Source organism: Pseudomonas sp. URIL14HWK12:I12, assembly GCF_003097135.1.
Lineage (GTDB): Bacteria > Pseudomonadota > Gammaproteobacteria > Pseudomonadales > Pseudomonadaceae > Aquipseudomonas.
Map to the genome: position 1 here is coordinate 394,141 of NZ_QEQL01000004.1, position 18,105 is coordinate 412,245.

General features: G+C 63.5%; 19 protein-coding genes. 7 read left to right on the forward strand and 12 right to left on the reverse strand.

The window, feature by feature from the left end:
* Positions 1–16: 16 nt before the first annotated feature.
* From F474_RS14560 to F474_RS14575, 4 genes are all read right to left on the reverse strand, one after another.
* Positions 17–1,183, reverse strand: coding sequence for a lactonase family protein (locus F474_RS14560; protein ID WP_305881864.1), 1,167 nt, complete (start codon positions 1,181–1,183; stop codon positions 17–19).
* A gap of 60 nt (positions 1,184–1,243) precedes the next feature.
* On the reverse strand, positions 1,244–1,510 hold the full coding sequence (locus tag F474_RS14565) for a DUF5629 family protein (RefSeq protein WP_097084906.1): 267 nt from the start codon (positions 1,508–1,510) through the stop codon (positions 1,244–1,246).
* A 7-nt stretch (positions 1,511–1,517) separates the two neighbouring features.
* Complete coding sequence (gene cysB / locus F474_RS14570) at positions 1,518–2,492, reverse strand: HTH-type transcriptional regulator CysB (protein ID WP_097084905.1); 975 nt, start codon at positions 2,490–2,492, stop codon at positions 1,518–1,520.
* A gap of 123 nt (positions 2,493–2,615) precedes the next feature.
* Positions 2,616–3,110, reverse strand: a complete 495-nt coding sequence (locus F474_RS14575) for a universal stress protein (RefSeq protein WP_097084904.1) — start codon at positions 3,108–3,110, stop codon at positions 2,616–2,618.
* 270 nt (positions 3,111–3,380) lie between these two features.
* Between F474_RS14575 and F474_RS14580 the strand changes: the two genes are divergently transcribed.
* Complete coding sequence (locus tag F474_RS14580) at positions 3,381–4,457, forward strand: 3-deoxy-7-phosphoheptulonate synthase (protein WP_097084903.1); 1,077 nt, start codon at positions 3,381–3,383, stop codon at positions 4,455–4,457.
* Between the two features lie 57 nt (positions 4,458–4,514).
* Here the strand turns inward: F474_RS14580 and F474_RS14585 are convergent, their stop codons facing one another.
* The gene (locus F474_RS14585) at positions 4,515–4,799 is read right to left on the reverse strand and encodes a GNAT family N-acetyltransferase (protein WP_097084902.1); all 285 of its coding nucleotides are present in this window, start codon (positions 4,797–4,799) and stop codon (positions 4,515–4,517) included.
* 341 nt (positions 4,800–5,140) lie between these two features.
* On the opposite strand from F474_RS14585, the gene oprI reads away from it, so the two are divergent.
* Positions 5,141–5,392 (forward strand): outer membrane lipoprotei OprI, encoded by a 252-nt coding sequence (gene oprI / locus F474_RS14590; RefSeq protein ID WP_097084901.1) that lies wholly within the window; start codon positions 5,141–5,143, stop codon positions 5,390–5,392.
* An 86-nt stretch (positions 5,393–5,478) separates the two neighbouring features.
* On the opposite strand, the gene F474_RS14595 is transcribed toward oprI, so the two are convergent.
* The 3 genes from F474_RS14595 to F474_RS14605 form a co-directional block, all read right to left on the reverse strand.
* Positions 5,479–6,432, reverse strand: a complete 954-nt coding sequence (locus tag F474_RS14595) for a L,D-transpeptidase family protein (protein WP_097084900.1) — start codon at positions 6,430–6,432, stop codon at positions 5,479–5,481.
* A gap of 98 nt (positions 6,433–6,530) precedes the next feature.
* Positions 6,531–6,821, reverse strand: a complete 291-nt coding sequence (locus F474_RS14600; protein ID WP_097084899.1) for a hypothetical protein — start codon at positions 6,819–6,821, stop codon at positions 6,531–6,533.
* A 55-nt stretch (positions 6,822–6,876) separates the two neighbouring features.
* The gene (locus tag F474_RS14605; RefSeq protein ID WP_097084898.1) at positions 6,877–7,482 is read right to left on the reverse strand and encodes an arylesterase; all 606 of its coding nucleotides are present in this window, start codon (positions 7,480–7,482) and stop codon (positions 6,877–6,879) included.
* Between the two features lie 10 nt (positions 7,483–7,492).
* Between F474_RS14605 and F474_RS14610 the strand changes: the two genes are divergently transcribed.
* Positions 7,493–8,176 (forward strand): ABC transporter ATP-binding protein, encoded by a 684-nt coding sequence (locus tag F474_RS14610; protein ID WP_097084897.1) that lies wholly within the window; start codon positions 7,493–7,495, stop codon positions 8,174–8,176.
* The gene (locus tag F474_RS14615; protein WP_097084896.1) at positions 8,176–10,680 is read left to right on the forward strand and encodes an ABC transporter permease; all 2,505 of its coding nucleotides are present in this window, start codon (positions 8,176–8,178) and stop codon (positions 10,678–10,680) included. Before F474_RS14610 ends, F474_RS14615 begins: the two co-directional genes overlap by 1 nt.
* A gap of 5 nt (positions 10,681–10,685) precedes the next feature.
* Here F474_RS14615 and F474_RS14620 read toward each other — a convergent pair whose 3' ends face one another.
* Entirely contained in the window at positions 10,686–11,501 is an 816-nt protein-coding gene (locus F474_RS14620; protein ID WP_097084895.1) for an ABC transporter substrate-binding protein, read from the reverse strand.
* A gap of 175 nt (positions 11,502–11,676) precedes the next feature.
* Here F474_RS14620 and F474_RS14625 point away from each other — a divergent pair, with 175 nt between their 5' ends.
* Both F474_RS14625 and F474_RS14630 read left to right on the forward strand, forming a co-directional pair.
* On the forward strand, positions 11,677–12,237 hold the full coding sequence (locus tag F474_RS14625) for an exonuclease domain-containing protein (protein ID WP_097084894.1): 561 nt from the start codon (positions 11,677–11,679) through the stop codon (positions 12,235–12,237).
* Positions 12,238–12,300: 63 nt separating this feature from the next.
* Positions 12,301–12,582: a pyrimidine/purine nucleoside phosphorylase gene (locus F474_RS14630; RefSeq protein WP_097084893.1), complete on the forward strand. Its 282-nt coding sequence runs from the start codon at positions 12,301–12,303 to the stop codon at positions 12,580–12,582.
* Here the strand turns inward: F474_RS14630 and F474_RS14635 are convergent.
* The gene (locus tag F474_RS14635; protein WP_097084892.1) at positions 12,579–14,333 is read right to left on the reverse strand and encodes an ABC transporter transmembrane domain-containing protein; all 1,755 of its coding nucleotides are present in this window, start codon (positions 14,331–14,333) and stop codon (positions 12,579–12,581) included. The two genes, F474_RS14630 and F474_RS14635, sit on opposite strands and share 4 nt — an antisense overlap.
* 122 nt (positions 14,334–14,455) lie before the next feature.
* Between F474_RS14635 and F474_RS14640 the strand changes: the two genes are divergently transcribed.
* On the forward strand, positions 14,456–16,117 hold the full coding sequence (locus tag F474_RS14640; protein ID WP_097084891.1) for a DUF4153 domain-containing protein: 1,662 nt from the start codon (positions 14,456–14,458) through the stop codon (positions 16,115–16,117).
* Here F474_RS14640 and F474_RS14645 read toward each other — a convergent pair whose 3' ends face one another.
* Both F474_RS14645 and F474_RS14650 read right to left on the reverse strand, forming a co-directional pair.
* On the reverse strand, positions 16,118–16,894 hold the full coding sequence (locus F474_RS14645; protein ID WP_097084890.1) for an enoyl-CoA hydratase: 777 nt from the start codon (positions 16,892–16,894) through the stop codon (positions 16,118–16,120).
* A 13-nt stretch (positions 16,895–16,907) separates the two neighbouring features.
* Entirely contained in the window at positions 16,908–18,104 is a 1,197-nt protein-coding gene (locus tag F474_RS14650; protein ID WP_097084889.1) for an acetyl-CoA C-acyltransferase, read from the reverse strand.
* Position 18,105: the final 1 nt, after the last annotated feature.

Genomic DNA, 18,105 nt, shown 5'->3' on the forward strand with positions numbered 1-18,105 from the left:
ACCCGCCAGTTGCACATCAACCCTCCGGCCGACGGCTGAGAAACTTCAGGTCCGAAGGCGCATCCTGGCTGAAGGTCTGCACAGTACGGCCAATCAGGCCGGTCTTCGGGTCACGTTGCATCACCACGATCGCATTGCTCTTCTGGTTAGCGACCAACAGATAGCCGCCCGTGGGGTCCAGGGCGAACTCTCGCGGATGGTCGCCATCCACCCCACGGTGTTGGATCGCTTTGAGCGTGCCGTCCTCGGGGTTCACGGCATACACGACAATCTGATTGACCTTGCCGCGGTTGCTGACGTAAAGAAAGCGGCCATCCGGCGAAAGGTGCAGGCCACCACCAGCGCCCTGGGTAGGCCCTGGGTTGTCGGAGAGGTTGAGCAACTGCTTGCGGATCAGGTTGCCGGCTCGGTAGTCGAGCACGGCTACCTGGGCGCTCATTTCCAATACCAGATAAGCCTGTTTGCCACTTTTGTTGAACAGCAAGTGCCGCGGCCCACTGCCAGGCGGCAGAATCACAGAGCTGGGCGCTGCAGGGTTGAGCGGGTAGTGGGCATTGGAGGGGGTGAACTGATAGATGAAGATACGATCAGCACCCAAATCACTGGCGTAGACGTAATGGCTCCTGTTCGGAGAAGACACTACCGAGTGTACATGGCTGCTGACTTGTCGCTCAGGGTCAACGTGGCTGGCGCTGTGCTTGAACTGCTGCTCAACCTCCCCCAACCGCCCACTGTCGTCGACCGCCAATACGGCCAGGCTGGCATTGCCCTGCGGGCTCACCGCGTAGTTTGAAACGAAAATGAAATCGCCATCTGTGCTCAGGCTCACGTGAGTCGGCTCATCGCCTTGGGTGGGCTGCTGATTAATCAGGCTGAGTGTGTTGTCGTCTGCGATGCTGTAGCTGCTGACCTTGCCGACGGTGTCCTTCTGCCCCGGCCCGTTTTCATTCACCGCGAACAGAAGTGTCTGCTTTTTGTTGAGGGCCAGCCAGGAAGGGTTCTGGGCCGCAAGCACCTGAACAGGCTTCGCACTGATCTGGCCGGTCGCGCTGTCGAAACGATAGCGATAAATACCTTCGCTCGAGCCAGAAGTGTAGGTACCTACGAGCAGGTCGTAACGGGGCGCCGCGTGGGCATGGGCCGCAGAGACAGCAAGACCGGCGGCCATTAGTGAGTTAAGCATGACTCTAAACATGACGAACATTCCCCATCCGGAGAGAGTTACGCCACGGCAGAGCCTTGATTAATCTGGTTCTTCGTCCGTGGCAGTGAAAGCATCAAGGCACGTCAGACGATGGACGCCGTCAGGGCCGTCGATCAACCAGTGTCCAGGCTCGGCTTCAAACCGAGCAGCAGCAACCGATTCTGGGACAAAGTGCCACCGCTTGAGTTCACGACCGTCCATGCATTCGATAATCAAACCCAGTTTATCCAGGGTGAATTCGAACGCGTGGAAGTCATCGATCAAGAGCATGTCTGCACTGGAAAGCGCATGTTGCAAGTCAGCCATGTAAACCTCAGTGGAACGGCAGCTCGACGCCCTCGAACAGTTGTTCGAGTTCTTGCTTGTTGTGGCAGGCAATGGCCTTGGCCATGACCTCGCGGGTCAGGTGCGGCGCGAATCGCTCGATGAAGTCGCACATGAAGCCGCGCAGGAAGGTGCCACGGCGGAACGCGATGCGGGTGATGCTGGGTTCGAACAAGTGATCGGCATCCAGCACTACCAGGTCAGGGTCAAGCTTGTCGTCTACCGCCATGCGCGCGACGATACCAACGCCCAGGCCAAGGCGTACGTAAGTCTTGATGACGTCGGCGTCGGCGGCGGTAAATACAACCTTAGGTGTCAACCCGCGCTCCTGGAAGGCTTCATCAAGCTTGGAGCGCCCGGTGAAACCGAACACGTACGTAACGATGGGGTGTTCGGCCAGCAGCTCGAGGCTGAGTTTCGGCACTTTGGTCAACGGGTGGCCCTGCGGTACCACTACACAGCGGTTCCACCGGTAGCAGGGCATCATGATGAGGTCGCCGAACAGCTCGAGCGCTTCGGTAGCGATGGCGAAATCGACCGTACCGTCGGCGGCCATCTCGGCGATCTGCATGGGCGAGCCCTGGTGCATGTGCAGCGCCACTTCAGGGTATTGCTTGATAAAGGCACTGATGACCGGCGGCAGCGCATAGCGCGCTTGGGTATGGGTCGTGGCGATAGACAGCGTGCCCTTCTTCTCGTTGGAGAATTCCTGAGCGATCTGCTTGATGCTTTCGACCTTGCGCAGGATTTCTCCTGCCGTGGTGATGATCCGTTCGCCGGCCGGGGTGACTCGGGTCAGGTGTTTGCCACTGCGTGCAAACACCTCGACGCCCAGCTCGTCCTCGAGCAGGCGGATTTGCTTGCTGATGCCCGGTTGGGAGGTATAAAGGCTCTGCGCGGTGGCCGAGACGTTGAGGTCGTGGTGAGCGACCTCCCAGATATAGCGCAATTGCTGAAGCTTCATCAGATTCCCTCGGCTCGGAAGCACCCTAGCCACCCACGGCCCCGGGCAAGGCCATTCTGGCCTAAATTTTTATAACTATATTTGATAGTCAGAACAAGAATCTAGAACTACTTGTCGAATAGTTCAGTGCTCGCCTGCGGTGCCCGGCTCAGGCACGAGATAGACGGGTGTGGTGGAAAGCTGCAATACGCGATGGGCGGTGCGGCCAATGGAATGGGTGGCGCCCGAGTGACCGGAACTACTGCCGACCACTAGCAGGTCCACCCCCAACTGAGCGACCTGGTCGAGAATGACCTGGGCAGGATCCCCCTGCCGTACGCGTACGGCCCGGATCAGTGCCAGATCCTGGTCAACGTCGCACAGGTCTTCGCGAAAGCTCTGTAGCACGCGCTGCTCGATATTGGCCATCACTTGCGTAACCCCGCCATCGTTCAGGGCTCTGAAAGAGCCAGCATCAAGGTAGCTCTGCAGCACGGATTCGGCAAAGCGGCCCATAGGTTCGACGGCGTGAATCACGTAGAGGTCGGCCTTGAAGCTGCGTGCCAGGGCCAGCGCATGCTGGAGGACATACGGCGCATACACCCCGAGATCGGTCGCATACAGCATCGAGCGGATCATAGGACCTCCACCCATATTCCAGGGCCGCCCACCGGGCGGTACAGCCTGAAGCTTAGCAGCGCTTGCAGAGCTTGCACCGGCTTGAATCAAGCGGCTTCAGACCCGGGGCCAAGCGGCGAGTTCAACAGCCCTGCCCGGCTTCCCGCCCAAATGCGCCACCAAACAGCGCCCGGCCATTGCCGCTGGCTCACCGAACGCGCTAAGGTGCCCCACCCGCCGCCTTGTTGCCGCCACCTGAGCCGTGGCCGCCAGAATCCGAAGAGTACACCGATGGCCGATTTACCGATCAATGACTTGAACGTCGCCTCCAACGAAACCCTCATCACTCCGGATCAACTCAAGCAGGATATCCCGCTCTCCGACGCGGCCCTGCGCACGGTGACCCTGGGCCGCGAGACCGTTCGCAACATTCTCGATGGCAAGGATCACCGCCTGTTCGTGGTGATCGGCCCGTGCTCGATCCATGACATCAAGGCGGCCCATGAGTACGCCCAGCGCCTTAAAGCGCTAGCGGCAGAGGTTTCCGACACTCTTTATCTGGTGATGCGGGTCTATTTCGAAAAACCGCGCACCACCGTAGGTTGGAAAGGCTTGATCAACGACCCTTACCTGGACGACTCCTTCAAGATCCAGGACGGCCTGCACATTGGCCGGCAACTGTTGTTGGAGCTCGCCGAAATGGGCCTGCCCACAGCCACCGAGGCGCTGGACCCGATCTCCCCTCAATACCTGCAGGACCTGATCAGTTGGTCTGCCATCGGCGCACGCACCACCGAATCCCAGACCCACCGCGAGATGGCGTCGGGCCTGTCTTCGGCTGTCGGCTTCAAAAACGGCACTGACGGTGGCCTGGCTGTGGCGATCAATGCCCTGCAGTCAGTCTCCAAACCGCACCGGTTCCTGGGGATCAACCAGCAGGGTGGCGTATCGATCGTCACCACAAAGGGCAATGCCTACGGCCACGTGGTGCTACGCGGCGGCAATGGCAAACCCAACTATGATTCGGTGAGCGTGGCACTGTGCGAACAGGACCTGGCCAAAGCCAAGGTCAAGCCCAACATCATGATCGACTGCAGCCACGCCAACTCCAACAAAGACCCGGCGCTGCAACCACTGGTGATGGAGAACGTGGCCAACCAGATCCTTGAGGGCAACCGCTCGATCATTGGCCTGATGGTCGAAAGCCATCTGAACTGGGGCTGCCAGGCCATCCCGAAAAACCTCGACGAGCTGCAGTACGGTGTTTCGGTTACCGATGCCTGCATCGACTGGAGCGCTACCGAGCACAGCATCCGCGCCATGCATGCCAAGCTCAAAGATGTGCTGCCCAAACGCGACCGCACCTGATTCGGGCCGCAAACAAAAACGCCGGGCATCGAGCCCGGCGTTTTTGTTTGTTCACTTTCAGTCGTTCTCGTCGCTACCGATGCCCTGCCGCTCCATGTAGCGCTCTACATAGGAGCAAGACGGGATCACGGTGTACCCCATGCTCTTGGCATACGCCAGCGCGGTTTCCGCCAACGCCGCGGCGATGCCCCGCCCGCGCAGCGCGCTGGGTACGAAAGTACGATAGATATCCAGCGTATGCTGCCCAAGATCCATGTAGGTCAGATAGGCGCGGTGGCCGTCCACATTCACTTCAAATTGATGACCGGCCTGGTCGTGGTGGATAGCAAACGCCTCGCTCATTGCAACTCCTCGCGGGTCTTGTCGTTTAGACCGTTACCATACCGCTGTTTGCCAGTGCAGGAAACCTCCTGCACGTCGCCGGCAAAGCCGCGATGCCCAATATGAGCATCAGACGCCGGCCCCGCTTATAAGTCACCCACGAGGCCTCAAGTTGCCGACAAAGGGCGTGCCTGAACGGCTGCTGAACCGGCCAGGGGCAAGGTGTGCAGCGCGCAAAAATTTGTAGGTTCTTGCATTGGCTCAGTTTACTTACTACAAGTAATGGGTAGTATGTGTGCCGGCCACTTTCTCACTTGTCAGAGGTGGCTACTTAAAATAGAAAGTTCTTGAAGGGGAACCCGATGAACAACGTTCTGAAATTTTCTGCTCTGGCCCTGGCCGCTGTTCTGGCTACCGGTTGCAGCAGCGCTTCCAAAGAAACCGAAGCTCGCCTGACCGCTACCGAAGACGCTTCCGCTCGCGCTCAAGCCCGTGCCGACGAAGCCTACCGCAAGGCTGACGAAGCACTGGCCGCTGCCCAGAAAGCCCAGCAGACCGCTGACGAAGCGAACGAGCGCGCCCTGCGTATGCTCGAGAAAGCTTCTCGCAAGTAATCCTTCGGGGTTCTTGATACACGAAGGCCGGCCCATCTCGATGGGCCGGCCTTCGTCATTTCAGGCGTCTAACTGAAGTGGCTGGTTCAAAAAGTGCCGGCCTGCGCCGGCGCACCCTCCGGCATGCCTATCTCCACTGGCAGGCCATCTTCGCCACTGATCACATCGCGCACGGTATCCCAGTTCACGATCACGTGACCGGAGAGGTCCTTGCGGTTGATCAGGGCATTGACCACCGCAGCATGCTTATCGCCATTGGCCGGGTCACCCTCGGCATCCAGTGGCGTATGCGCTTCGAGGTATAGCTTTCCACCTGCCACGCCGAATTTGTAGGGCTCATCGATGATGCGCACCGGTGTGCCCACAGGCAATACTTGCGAAAGCTCCAGTACGTCGTCGTTGTACATGCGGAAGCAGCCATGGCTGGTGCGCGTGCCGATGCCGAATTTCATATTGGAGCCATGGATCAGGTAGCCCGGCAGCCCCAAGGTGAACTTGAACGGGCCCAGCGGGTTATCGGGGCCGGCCGGAACGACCGCAGGCAGGATCTCCCCTTCCTTGGCATGCTCGGCGCGCACCGAGGCAGGAGGGGTCCAGGTGGGGTGCGCAGTTTTGGCGATGATCTTGGTGTTCGCCACCGGCGACCCCCAGCCTTCGCGGCCGATGCCCAGCGGGTAAGTGCGTACGGTGCCGGTGCCCTTGGGGTAATAGTAGAGCCGGTATTCAGCCAGGTTGATCACCACACCTTCGCGCGGGCCAGGCGGCAGGATGAAGCGGGTCGGCAGCACGATCTCGGTACCGGCCTTGGGCAGCCAGGCGTCCACCCCAGGGTTGGCCGCGACCATTTCCAGGTAACCCAGATCGTATTGAGTACCCAGGTCGGCGAAGGTGTCTTCGTAGCGGGCCTTGATGGTCTGGACCTGACCGACGATGTCCTCGCCAGGGGGTGGCAGGGGTAACTCCAAGGCGGCCACGGGCCCGGCGGCGACCAGCACGAGCAGGGACAGGCAACGGCTAACGGCAGGAAAACGCGGCAACATCCGAAACATCCTTTGCAGCATTGACAGGAAACGAACGGCCGATTGTACACTGCGCGCTGCGGTTTAGGCGCGCGGCACGCAACAGCCTGGCCCACGTTTCATTGAGTTTCGAGCCCAGGCCACACCGGCCGCGTGCCTTTGCGCTGAGCCAGCAGGATCGCCCGGCACAGCGGGCACAGGCGGGTGTCTCGGTAAATCCCCTTCTGCACATCGAACCAGCGTGGGCGCGAGGGCAATAGCCCGCCACACAAGGTGCGGTCGGCAGAGCCTGCAAGCTCCAGCTGGCGAGCGACCAGGTGCACGCGAACCTCCTGGCAGGCGAACAGGTCGAGCTGCTCGTCGGGCTCGATCAGGTGGTATTGGTGCAAGGACCAGGCGGGTCGTGGCATGGGGCGCTCCGGAAGGGGGCGCAACCTTAGCCCAAAGCCTGCCGTGAGAAAAGCCTTACAGCAATGGTTCGAGCGCCGGCCAGACGTTATCCAGCAAGCGCTGCTGCGCGGCCTGGTTGGGATGAATGCCGTCGGCCTGCATCAAAGCCGGTACCCCACCCACACCCTCCAGCATGAACGGCACCGCCGGCACCTGCTTCTGCTCGGCCAGCTCCGTGAATACCCTGGCAAAGGCTTGGGTGTAGCGTGGGCCGTAATTTGGGGGCAGGCGCATGCCCAACAGCAGCACCTTGGCGCCACTGTGGCGGGCACTGTCGATCATTTGAGAAAGGTTTTGTTGCAATTGGGCGGGCGGCTGGCCGCGCAAGCCGTCATTGCCGCCCAGCTCCAGCACCACAAGCTGCGGCGAATGCTGCGCCAACAGGGCTGGCAAGCGCGCAAGCGCGTTAGCGCTGGTGTCGCCGGTGATCGAGGCGTTGACTACAGATGCCTGTGGCTTTCGCTCGTGCAGCCGCTGCTCGAGCAGCGCGACCCAGCCACGTGAGGTATCCAGGCCGAAACCGGCGCTGATACTATCCCCCACGATCAACACCGTACCCGCCGCCGCAACCTGGGCCAGAGCCATCAGCCCCAGCACGGCCAGCCACCTCCACATACCCATCGGACTCTCCATGAGCGCAAGCATTCTGACAGCGCGCCACCTTAGCAAAGTGGTTCCCGGCGCGGAAGGCGCCCTCACCATCCTCCATCCGCTGGCACTGGAAGTGGCTGCTGGCGATAGCCTTGCCATCGTCGGCGCTTCGGGCTCCGGCAAATCCACGCTGCTTGGTTTACTGGCAGGCCTCGACACGCCCAGCTCAGGCGAAGTGGTGCTGGCCGGCAGCAACCTGGCTGAGCTAGACGAAGACCAACGCGCCCGCGTCCGTGCCGAGCAGGTGGGTTTCGTATTTCAGGCTTTCCAGTTGATCGACAGCCTCACCGCGCTGGAGAACGTGATGTTGCCGATGGAGCTCGAAGGTGATCGCCACGCTCACGCCAAGGCGCGCAACCTCCTCGAACGGGTCGGCTTGGGCCATCGCCTCGACCACTGGCCCCGCCAGCTTTCCGGGGGCGAGCAACAACGGGTAGCGATTGCCCGCGCCTTTGCCAGCGAGCCGGCCGTGCTGTTCGCCGATGAGCCCACCGGCAACCTCGACAGCCACACCGGCCAGCACATCAGTGACCTGTTGTTCGAGCTGAATCGCGAGAGGGGTACCACGCTGGTATTGGTGACCCACGACGAACGCCTGGCCAGCCGTTGCCAGCGCCACATCCGCCTGGACGCCGGCCGGCTCGTCGCTGGCCAGGAGGCCTGATGCTGCGCCTTCCCCTGTACCGCCTGCTGGGCCTGGCCGTGCGCCAGCTGCGCCGCGATGCCCGTGCCGGCGAGCTTCGCGTGTTGTTCTTCGCCCTGCTGGTGGCCGTGGCGGCCAGCACCGCCATTGGCTACTTCGGTGCCCGCCTCAACGGTGCGATGACGCTGCGTGCCAGCGAATTCCTCGCCGCCGACCTGGTGCTGCAAGGCAGCTCGGAGCCCACCTCGGCGCAACTGCAGGCCGGCGCAGCGGCAGGCCTGGAGCACGCCCGCACAGTCGAATTCACAAGCGTGGTGGCCACCGACAATGGCATCCAGCTGTCCAGCGTCAAGGCCGTGCAAGCGCCCTACCCCCTGCGCGGCACACTCAGGAGCAGCGCCCAACCCTATGGCGCCGAACAACAGGGGGGCTTGCCCGGCCCAGGTGAAGTATGGGTCGAGCCGCGCCTGCTGGCGGCGCTGTCACTAAAGGTAGGCGACAACGTAGATGTCGGCGCTGCCAGCCTGCGCATTGCCCGGGTGCTCACCTACGAGCCAGACCGCGCGGGCAACTTCTACAGCCTTACCCCGCGGGTCATCATGAACCTGGCCGACCTCCCGGCCACTGCCGTTTTGCAACCAGGCAGCCACGTTACGCTGCGCGACCTGTGGCGCGGTGCACCCGAAGCGGTCAATGCCTATCGGGCCACACTCAAAACCCAATTGGCCCCCAACCAGCAGGTGCTCGACGCGCGGGACAGCAACCGGCAGATCGGTGGTGCGCTGGGCAAAGCCGAGAGTTATCTGAACCTGGCGAGCCTGGTGGCCGTGCTGTTGGCCGGCGTGGCCGTGGCCCTGTCGGCCAACCGCTACGCACAGCGGCGCTTCGACCTCAGCGCACTGCTGCGCTGCCTGGGCTTGGCACGGCGCGAAGCTTTGGCACTGTTTGCCCTGCAACTGGCGATGCTCGGCGTGCTGGCGAGCGTGGCCGGGGCGTTGCTCGGATGGGGCGGCCAGCAGGTGCTGTTCGGCCTGTTGGGTGGTTTGCTCCCGCCAGACATTCCAAGCGGCGGCATCGCCCCTGCGTTGGGTGGCATAGCCACCGGGCTGGTGGCACTGGCCGGGTTTGCCCTGCCGCCCTTAGCCGCCCTGGGCCGAGTGCCGCCTCTGCGTGTGCTGCGCCGCGACCTGGCGCCCAGCGCGCCGGCCACCTGGCTGGTGCAAGGCGCCGCGCTGCTGGCGCTGGGGCTGATCATGTGGTCGCTGTCACTCAATCTTTCACTGACCTTGGCGCTGCTCGGGGGCGGCGCACTGGCGGCGCTGGTGCTGGGGGCGGCACTGGTGACCGGTTTACGGCTGCTGCGCCGCTGGTTGGCACGGGCACCGCTAGCCTGGCGCCTGGGCTTGGGCCAGTTGCTGCGCCACCCCACCGCCGCCGCCGGCCAGGCATTGGCATTCGGCCTGATCCTGTTCGCCATGGCCTTGGTAGCTCTGCTGCGCATCGAACTGCTCGACACCTGGCAAAAACAATTGCCGCAGGACGCACCCAACTATTTCGCCTTGAACATCCTGCCGGCAGAACGCCAGAGCTTCGATGACCATCTCAAGGCCATCGGCGCGGTGGCTGCGCCGTTATATCCGGTGATACCGGGCCGCCTGGTTCAGGTCGATGGCAAGCCCGTGGAGCAGGTGGCGCAGGCTGATTCTCGCGGCGAACGGGCAACCCAGCGTGATTTGAGCCTTACATGGGCGGCGCAGCTGCCCCCCGGCAACCGGCTAAGCCAAGGTCAATGGTGGGCAGCGCCCGAGCCAGGGCAGATACCGGGTGTCTCGGTGGAGGCAGAGCTCGCCAAGAGCCTGAACCTGCACCTGGGCAGCGTACTGATGTTCAACATCGGCGGCAGCCAACGTGAAGCTCGCGTCACCAGCCTGCGCGAGGTGAATTGGGACAACTTCCAGCCCAACTTTTTCATGATCTTCCAGCCCGGCACCCTCGAAGGCCTACCGGCCACCTACCTGACCAGCTTCTACCTGCGGCCCGGCCAGGACGCCGCCATCGTTGCGCTGTCCCGGGCGTTTCCGGCCGCAACGCTGCTGCAGGTCGAGGCGATCCTTGGGCAACTACGAAGCATCCTGGCGCAGGTGACCTTGGCTGTTCAATTCGTGCTCTTGTTCGTGCTGGCGGCCGGTATCACGGTGCTGTTTTCGGGCTTGCAGGCCACGCTCGACGAACGCCTGCACCAGGGGGCGCTGTTGCGGGCGTTGGGTGCACGGCGGGCGTTGCTGCAGCGCGCGCGGCGCATCGAGTTCGCCTTGCTCGGCGCAGCCAGTGGCGTGATCGCGGCGCTGGCCTGCGAAGCGACCAGCTGGGCGCTTTACCGCTTTGCGTTTCGCCTGGAATGGGCGCCACACCCCTGGTTGCTGCTACTCCCGTTGCTCGGCGCGGCGCTGATCGGCTTGGCCGGGCTGCTGGGCACCCGCCGGGCGTTGACGGCAAGCCCACTGGTGGTGCTTCGCGAAGCCTAAGCGAGTCAGGGCACTGAGTGCTGAACCACCTGGGGCCCCACCGGATAGCCCAGTACGGCGATGCGGTAGGGGTTGAAGATGCGCGCCAACTCGCCGCTCTCGGCCAGTTGCTTGAGCAGCTGGCCGAACTGCCGGCCGTCGATCGGTGCTCCGGGGCGGATGAGCGCGAAGTGGTGGTAGATCTGGTCAATGCGCTCCGAGGTCAGGAACTCACCGGCCACGTCGGCATTGCGCGCCAGGAAGTCGCTCAGGTAAGAGCGCGTCACTAGAGCGATGTCGGCACGGTTTCGCAGCACCATCATCAAGTTGCTGTCATGGGAATACGTCAGCGTGGCCTGGTATTGCCGAGCCAAGAACTCAGGGTCGGCATCGAAATTGGCGAACGCGTAGTGATAGCCGCTGAACAGTGCCAACCGCTTGCCGGCAAGGTCAGTGAAATAGCTTTCGTCACGGCCCGGCGCCTTGCGCGCCACAAACACCTCCGCATCCTCCAGCCCCATGTCGACGCTGGTGTAGGCCAGCCCTTCCCAACCCCAGTCGGGGTTTTCGAAGATCGCCATGTCGGTACGGCCCTGGCGGAAATCCTGGAACCTGCGGGGGATGGAGGTAGGGACCAGCACGAAGCGGTACTGCTGCTGGGCGTTGTTCAGCGCCTGCACCAGCTCGGGCAGCAGCCCGGTGTCTTCGCCTTTTTCCGGGCGAACGGTATAGGGCGGAAAGTGCGCAGCGCCGATGCGAATCTCTTGCTGCCCCAATGCCGCGCTCGTCAGGCCCAGTAAGGCCACGCCTAGCAGCAGCGCGCGAAATGGCTTGAATGTCACTGCGAAAGCACCCGCCTGCGTAGGTCGTTGAAGATCGGCATTCAGAAAGATCTGACAATATCACAATGCAACCAGCGCGCACCGTCCATCTTAATTGCCGACCACTGTAGTGTCGGAACCTTTATCGCTTGGCTAGGCTCTAGCGAAGGAACGTTATCCACAAGGACGCCCATCGATGAGTTCGCGCTGGCTGGTGATCGACCTCGAAGCCACCACCGACGAAGGAGGTTGGCCGGTCGCTGAAATGGAAATCATCGAAATTGGCGCTTGCCTGGTCGACAACGATGGCCGGGAAGTGGCTCACTTCCAGCGCTTCGTACAACCTCAGCGGCGCCCGCTGCTGACCCGTTTCTGCCGGCACCTTACACACATCAGCCAGGCCAATATCGACACCGCGGGCTCGCTGCGCCACGTTTGGCCGCAGTTCGAGCGCTGGCTCAGGCCCCTGCGTGAGGGCCTTGCAGGCTGGGCCAGCTGGGGGGATTACGACCGCCAGCAGCTGCTGTTGGCCTGGGACGAATACCAGCTCGACAGCACGCTTGCCCTGCTGCCGCACATCAACCTCAAGCAGCGCTTCGCCAAAGCGCGCCACCTGCCACGGCCGACCGGGCTCAACGGTGCGCTTCAGCTGGCTGGCATGGCGTTCACCGGCACACAACATCGGGCGTTGAGCGATGCGCGCAACACCGCGCGCCTGTTGCCGCTGTCGCTGCCAGCGGTGCGTAAAAGCGGATGACGCCCCTCGGCCCCTTGGGCATACTGGGGGTCTTTTTGCCCTCCCCCAGCCAAGGAAACGCCCATGTTCAAAGTGAACGAATACTTCGACGGCACCGTGAAGTCGATCGCCTTCGCTACTGCTGAAGGCCCTGCCACCATCGGCGTGATGGCCCCCGGTGAATACGCGTTCGGAACGTCACAAAAGGAAATCATGCACGTCGTCAGCGGCGAGCTACTCGTCAAACTGCCCGACAGCACTGACTGGGAACGTTTCGCGGCAGGTAGCCAGTTCAACGTCCCGGCCAATGTCAAATTTCAGCTCAAGGTGTCGGTCGACACCGCCTACCTCTGCGAGTACCGCTAAGCCGCCAGCTGCAGGCTGGCAAGGCGCGCATACAGCGCGCTGGAGGTGAGCAGTTCGGCATGCGTACCCAAGGCCACCAGGCGGCCTTGGTCGATCACCGCGATGCGATCGGCATGCTGCACCGTCGCCAGCCGGTGGGCGATCACTACTGTGGTGCGGCCCGCCATCAGCGTCGGCAGCGCCTGCTGGATCAAGTGTTCGCTCTCGGCATCCAGCGCGCTGGTTGCCTCATCCAGCAGCAGGATCGGCGCATTGCGCAGCAGCGCCCGGGCAATGACGATGCGTTGGCGCTGGCCGCCTGAAAGCCCAACGCCGCCCTCACCTAGCAACGTGGCATAGCCTTGGGGCAGGCGCTCTATGAATTCATGCGCGTGTGCAGCCCGGGCAGCGGCTTCTACTTGCTGGTCGTCGGCGCCCGCCAAGCCGTAACGGATGTTGTCTTCGACACTGCCGTGAAAAAGCGCCGGGGCTTGCGCGACCACCGCGAACAGCCCGCGCGCCTCGTGCACAGCCAGATCCTTCAGAGGTACACCGTCGAGCAGGATGCGGCCGGCCTGCGGGTCGTAAAACCGCAGCAGCAAGTCGAACAGCGTGGTCTTGCCCGCCCCGGAAGGCCCGACCAACGCCAGGGTCTGGCCGGGCGTAACGGCCAGCGTCAGGCTGTCGATGGCTAGCACCTGCGGCCGGCCAGGATAGGCAAAGCTCACGTTCTCGATGCGCAGGTCGCCGCAGGCCTGATCGGGCAATGGCTTGGGCTGCGCCGGCGTCACGATTTCGCTTTGAGCGGCGAGCAGCTCACCGATGCGTTCGGCAGCCCCGGCAGCACGCTGCAGCTCGCCCATCACCTCGCTCAAGGTGCCGAATGCGCTACCCACCACCAGGCTGTAGAACACGAACGCTGCCAGCTCACCTGCGCTGATACGGCCGGCCATCACGTCGTTGCCGCCCACCCACAGCATCACGCCCACCGCCCCCAGCACCAGAACGATCACGGCGGTGATCAACCCCGCGCGCTGGCGGATACGCAGCCGCGCGGTGTCGAAGGCCTGCTCGGTCACGGTGGCGAAGCGCAGTCGATCATGGGGTTGATGGTTGTAAGCCTGCACGGTCTTGATCTGGCCCAGGGTCTCAGCCACGTAACTGCCCACGTCGGCGATGCGGTCCTGGCTCTGCCGGGACAGCGACCTGACCCGGCGGCCGAACAACAGGATCGGCGCCAGCACCAGCGGCAGCGCGAGAATCACGATCCCGGTGAGCTTGGCATTGGTGACGAACAACAGCGCAACGCCGCCGATCACCATCAAGGTGTTGCGCAGGAACAGCGACATCGATGAACCGATGACCGATTGCAGCAGCGCAGTGTCTGTGGTCAGGCGTGACTGCACCTCAGAGCTGCGGGTGCGCTCGAAAAAACCCGGATGCAGGTCAATCAGATGATCGAAAACACGCCGGCGCAGGTCAGCGACGATCCTCTCTCCCAGCCAGGACACCAGATAGAACCGGGTGTAGGTGCCGGCCGCCAGGGCCAGTACCAAGGCCATGAACAACACCATCACCTGTTCCAGCGCCTGGGGCGACCCGGTCATGAAGCCGCGATCGACCAACAGCCGAATGCCCTGCCCCATCGACAGAGCGATCCCGGCGGTGACCACCAACGCGGCCAATGCCGCCAATGCTCGGCCTTTGTAGGGCGCGATCAAGCCCAAAGCCAGGCGCAGAGCACGCCGCTGGCGACCATCGAACAAAGCCATCGAACCTCCAAATAGACCCTATTACCCGCCGCTGCACGGCCGGCCAAGCGCGACACAGGCGCGCAGGCCTGGGCCTAAAGCCGTTATGATCGAGCGGTTTTTTGACTGAGCCTTTGATTCCCATGAAGCTTATCCATTCCACCGCCCTTCGCAGGGCGCTGATCGCCGGCCTGTTCGGCGGCCTTTGTTTTGCGCTACTGGCGACCTGGCCTGCAGCGGGCATCGCTCTGGGCCCATTATGCGCGCTCGCGCTGTTGCTGGGGGCCCAACGCTCCCCGCGCTGGCGCTCTACAGCCGTGGCAACGGCAGCCTTGCTGGGCGTGGCAGCCTGGCAAACGCATGCAGCGCCCGAGCAAGGCCCTGCATCACTGGTGGCAGGGTTGATGCTGATCGTCATGCTGGCGCTGCCGTTGCTCCAGGCCTGGGTTGAACCCCAGCAAACCCCAACAGAACCTGCCACCGAGCGTGCGCTGGGCCACGCCTGGCACGTGTTGTTCACTGTGCTGATGACACTGTTGCTGCTGGTGGCGTGCTGGTTGCTGCTGGGCCTGTGGGCGCAGATGTTTTCGCTGCTGCACATCGACTGGTTCGAATGGCTGTTTTTCAATACTGCCTGGTTTGCCCCGATCGCCTGCGGGCTGATCATCGGCAGCAGCATTGCGCTTTGCCACAATGCACCCCAGGCCAGCGGCTGGCTGCGCAACCTGCTGAGCCAGTTCGCCTGGGGCCTGGCGCCCCTGCAAGGGCTCGCGCTACTGGCCTTCGCCCTGGCCAGCCTGGGGTTGCGCCCGTTGCCCGACTGGGCCCCGGGCGCCCTGCCCTTGGCCGCCCTGGCCCTGACCATGCTGCTGCTCGACGCCATGGCCCAGAGCCGTGAGCAGCGACCTCTGCCGGCAGCTATACGCGCACTCACAGCCGCCGCATTGGCGTTGACCCCACTGCTGGCCCTGTTGGCTGCCTTCGCCATCGCCACCCGGGTCGGCCAATACGGCTGGACACCCAAGCGGGTGCTGGCCGCCGTCGCTGCAGCCTACGCCTTTAGCTGGGGCCTGGGGTGGCTGGTGGCTCTTATCATGCGTTGGCGAGGCCGGCCATTGGCGCCCGCGCTGCCAGGCGTCGCTGCACTCGGGCTGGGCGCCCTGCTGGTGATCGCCCTGCAAAGCCCACTGCTGGACCCACAGCGCCTTTCGGTGAACAGCCAGATAGCCCGCCTGGAAAACGGCATCGCCCGCGCCGACGACAGCGTGCTGCAGCTGTTCGAAGACGCAGGCGCACTGGGCAAGGCTGCCTTGGCCGAGCTAGGCGAACATCCACAATGGCTTGAGAACCCTGACCGGCAACGGCTGCAGCTGGCCCAGCGCCAGGGAACGGGCAGCGATGACCCCGCGGCGCGGCCTTCGCCGGAACTGCTCAAACGCTACCTTCACGTTCGCGAGAACAGTGCCCCACCGCCCGACAGCTGGTGGCAAGGCATCGGTGATGACGCCGCCTACACGATCGCGGACTGCCTGGTAGCCGAGGGCCAGTGCACGGTGTGGAGCATGCCCATGACCGACGACGATGAAACGGCCGTGCTGGTGTACGACCCCAAGACGGTGGAGCTCGATCTGTTCGCCCAGCAAGAGGGCCGTTGGGCGCCGGTGGGCACCGCCCGAATGAATCAGGAGGGCAAAGACATGGCTGAACGCCTGCTCAAGGGGCAGCTCGGCACCCGCCCCAAACGCTGGCGCGACCTTACCGTGGATGGCCAGCGTTATCCTGTGGACTACTACAACAACCGCTGATCAGCGGTGGCGAAACGCAGGGGGGCGTTTGTCGACGAACGCGGCCATGCCCTCCTTCTGATCCTCACTGGCGAACGCGGCGTGGAACACACGCCGCTCGAAGCGCACGCCCTCGCTCAGGCTGACCTCGAAGGCGCGATTTACACTCTCCTTGACCATCATCGCGACCGGCAACGACTTTTCGGCGATTGCCGTCGCCACCTTCAGCGCCTCTTCGATCAATGACTCACGCGGCACCACCCGCGCGACCAGCCCTGCGCGCTCAGCCTCCTCGGCGTCCATCAGCCGCCCGGTCAGGCACAGTTCCATCGCCTTGGCCTTGCCCACCGCCCGGGTCAGCCGCTGAGTACCGCCCATGCCCGGAAGCACCCCCAGGTTGATTTCCGGCTGGCCGAACCGCGCATTGTCGGCAGCCAGGATGAAGTCGCACATCATCGCCAGTTCGCAGCCACCGCCCAAGGCGTAACCGGCCACGGCAGCGATCAGCGGCTTGCGCCGTGCGGCGACCCGGTCGGCTTCATGGAACAGGTCGTCCATGTAGATTCCTGGGTAGCTCAGGCCAGCCATCTCCTTGATGTCTGCGCCGGCGGCGAAGGCTTTTTCCGAGCCGGTGATGACCACACAACCGATGCCTGGATCTTTTTCGAAGGCATCGAGGGCCTGGTTGGTTTCCTCGACCAGTTGAGCGTTGATGGCGTTCAGCGCCTGTGGGCGGTTCAGCGTGATCAGGCCCACGCGGCCGTGGGTTTCAACAAGAATGCTTTGGTACTGGGACATGCTGGGCTCCGTGTCAGTCAGGGATTTCCAGGGCCACGGCAGTGGCTTCGCCGCCGCCGATGCAAATGGCTGCCACACCCCGGCGCAGCGATCGCTGGCGCAGGGCGTGGATGAGCGTCACAAGGATACGCGCACCCGAGGCCCCGATGGGATGGCCCAGTGCGCAGGCACCGCCGTTGACGTTGACCCGCTCAGGGTCGAGCCCCAGCCGCTGAATCGCCGCCAGGGCAACCACTGCAAAGGCTTCGTTGATTTCGAAAAGGTCCACCTCGCTTTGCGCCCAGCCCACCTTCGGCAACAGGCGCTGGATCGCCCCCACCGGCGCCAGCGGGAACAACCCCGGCGCGTCGGCATGCACCGCGTGCCCACGCACGATCGCCAACACCGGTGCGCCCAAGGCCCGGGCCTGGCTTTGACGCATCAGCAACAATGCCGCGGCGCCGTCGGAGATCGAACTGCTATTGGCGGCCGTGACGGTGCCCCCCTCACGAAAGGCCGGCCTCAGGTCAGGGATTTTCTCTGGGCGAGCCTTGGGGGGCTGCTCATCGTGCTCGACACTAACGGCCTGCTTGCCCACCTGCGCACTCACGGCCACGACTTCGGCGGCGAAGGCTCCGCTTTCGATCGCCTGGCGGGCCCGCTGCAATGATTTCAGCGCCCATTGATCCTGCGCCTGGCGGTCGACGCCCTCGGCGCCGGCGCAATCCTCGGCAAAGGTGCCCATCAGCCGGCCTTTGTCGTAGGCATCCTCCAGGCCATCGAGAAACATGTGGTCGAGCACCTGGCCGTGGCCCATGCGGTAGCCTGCGCGGGCCTTCGGCAACAGATAGGGCGCATTGCTCATGCTTTCCATCCCGCCAGCGAGCAGCACCTCGGCACTGCCGGCGAGCAATTGGTCGTGGCCAATGATCACCGCCTGCATCCCCGACCCGCACATCTTGTTCAGGGTGGTGCAGGCCACGCTCACAGGCAGGCCAGCCCCCAGCGCTGCCTGGCGCGCCGGAGCCTGGCCCAACCCGGCGGGCAACACGCAGCCCATCAGCACCTGTTGCACCCTGTCGGCTGGCACCCGCCCGCGCTCCAGGGCAGCCGCCAGGGCAGCGCTGCCCAGTTGCGGCGCGGTGAGGCTTGCCAGGCTGCCCTGCAAGGCGCCCATCGGCGTGCGTACCGCGGCGGCGATCACTACCGGGTCTTGATCGTTCGAATGCATG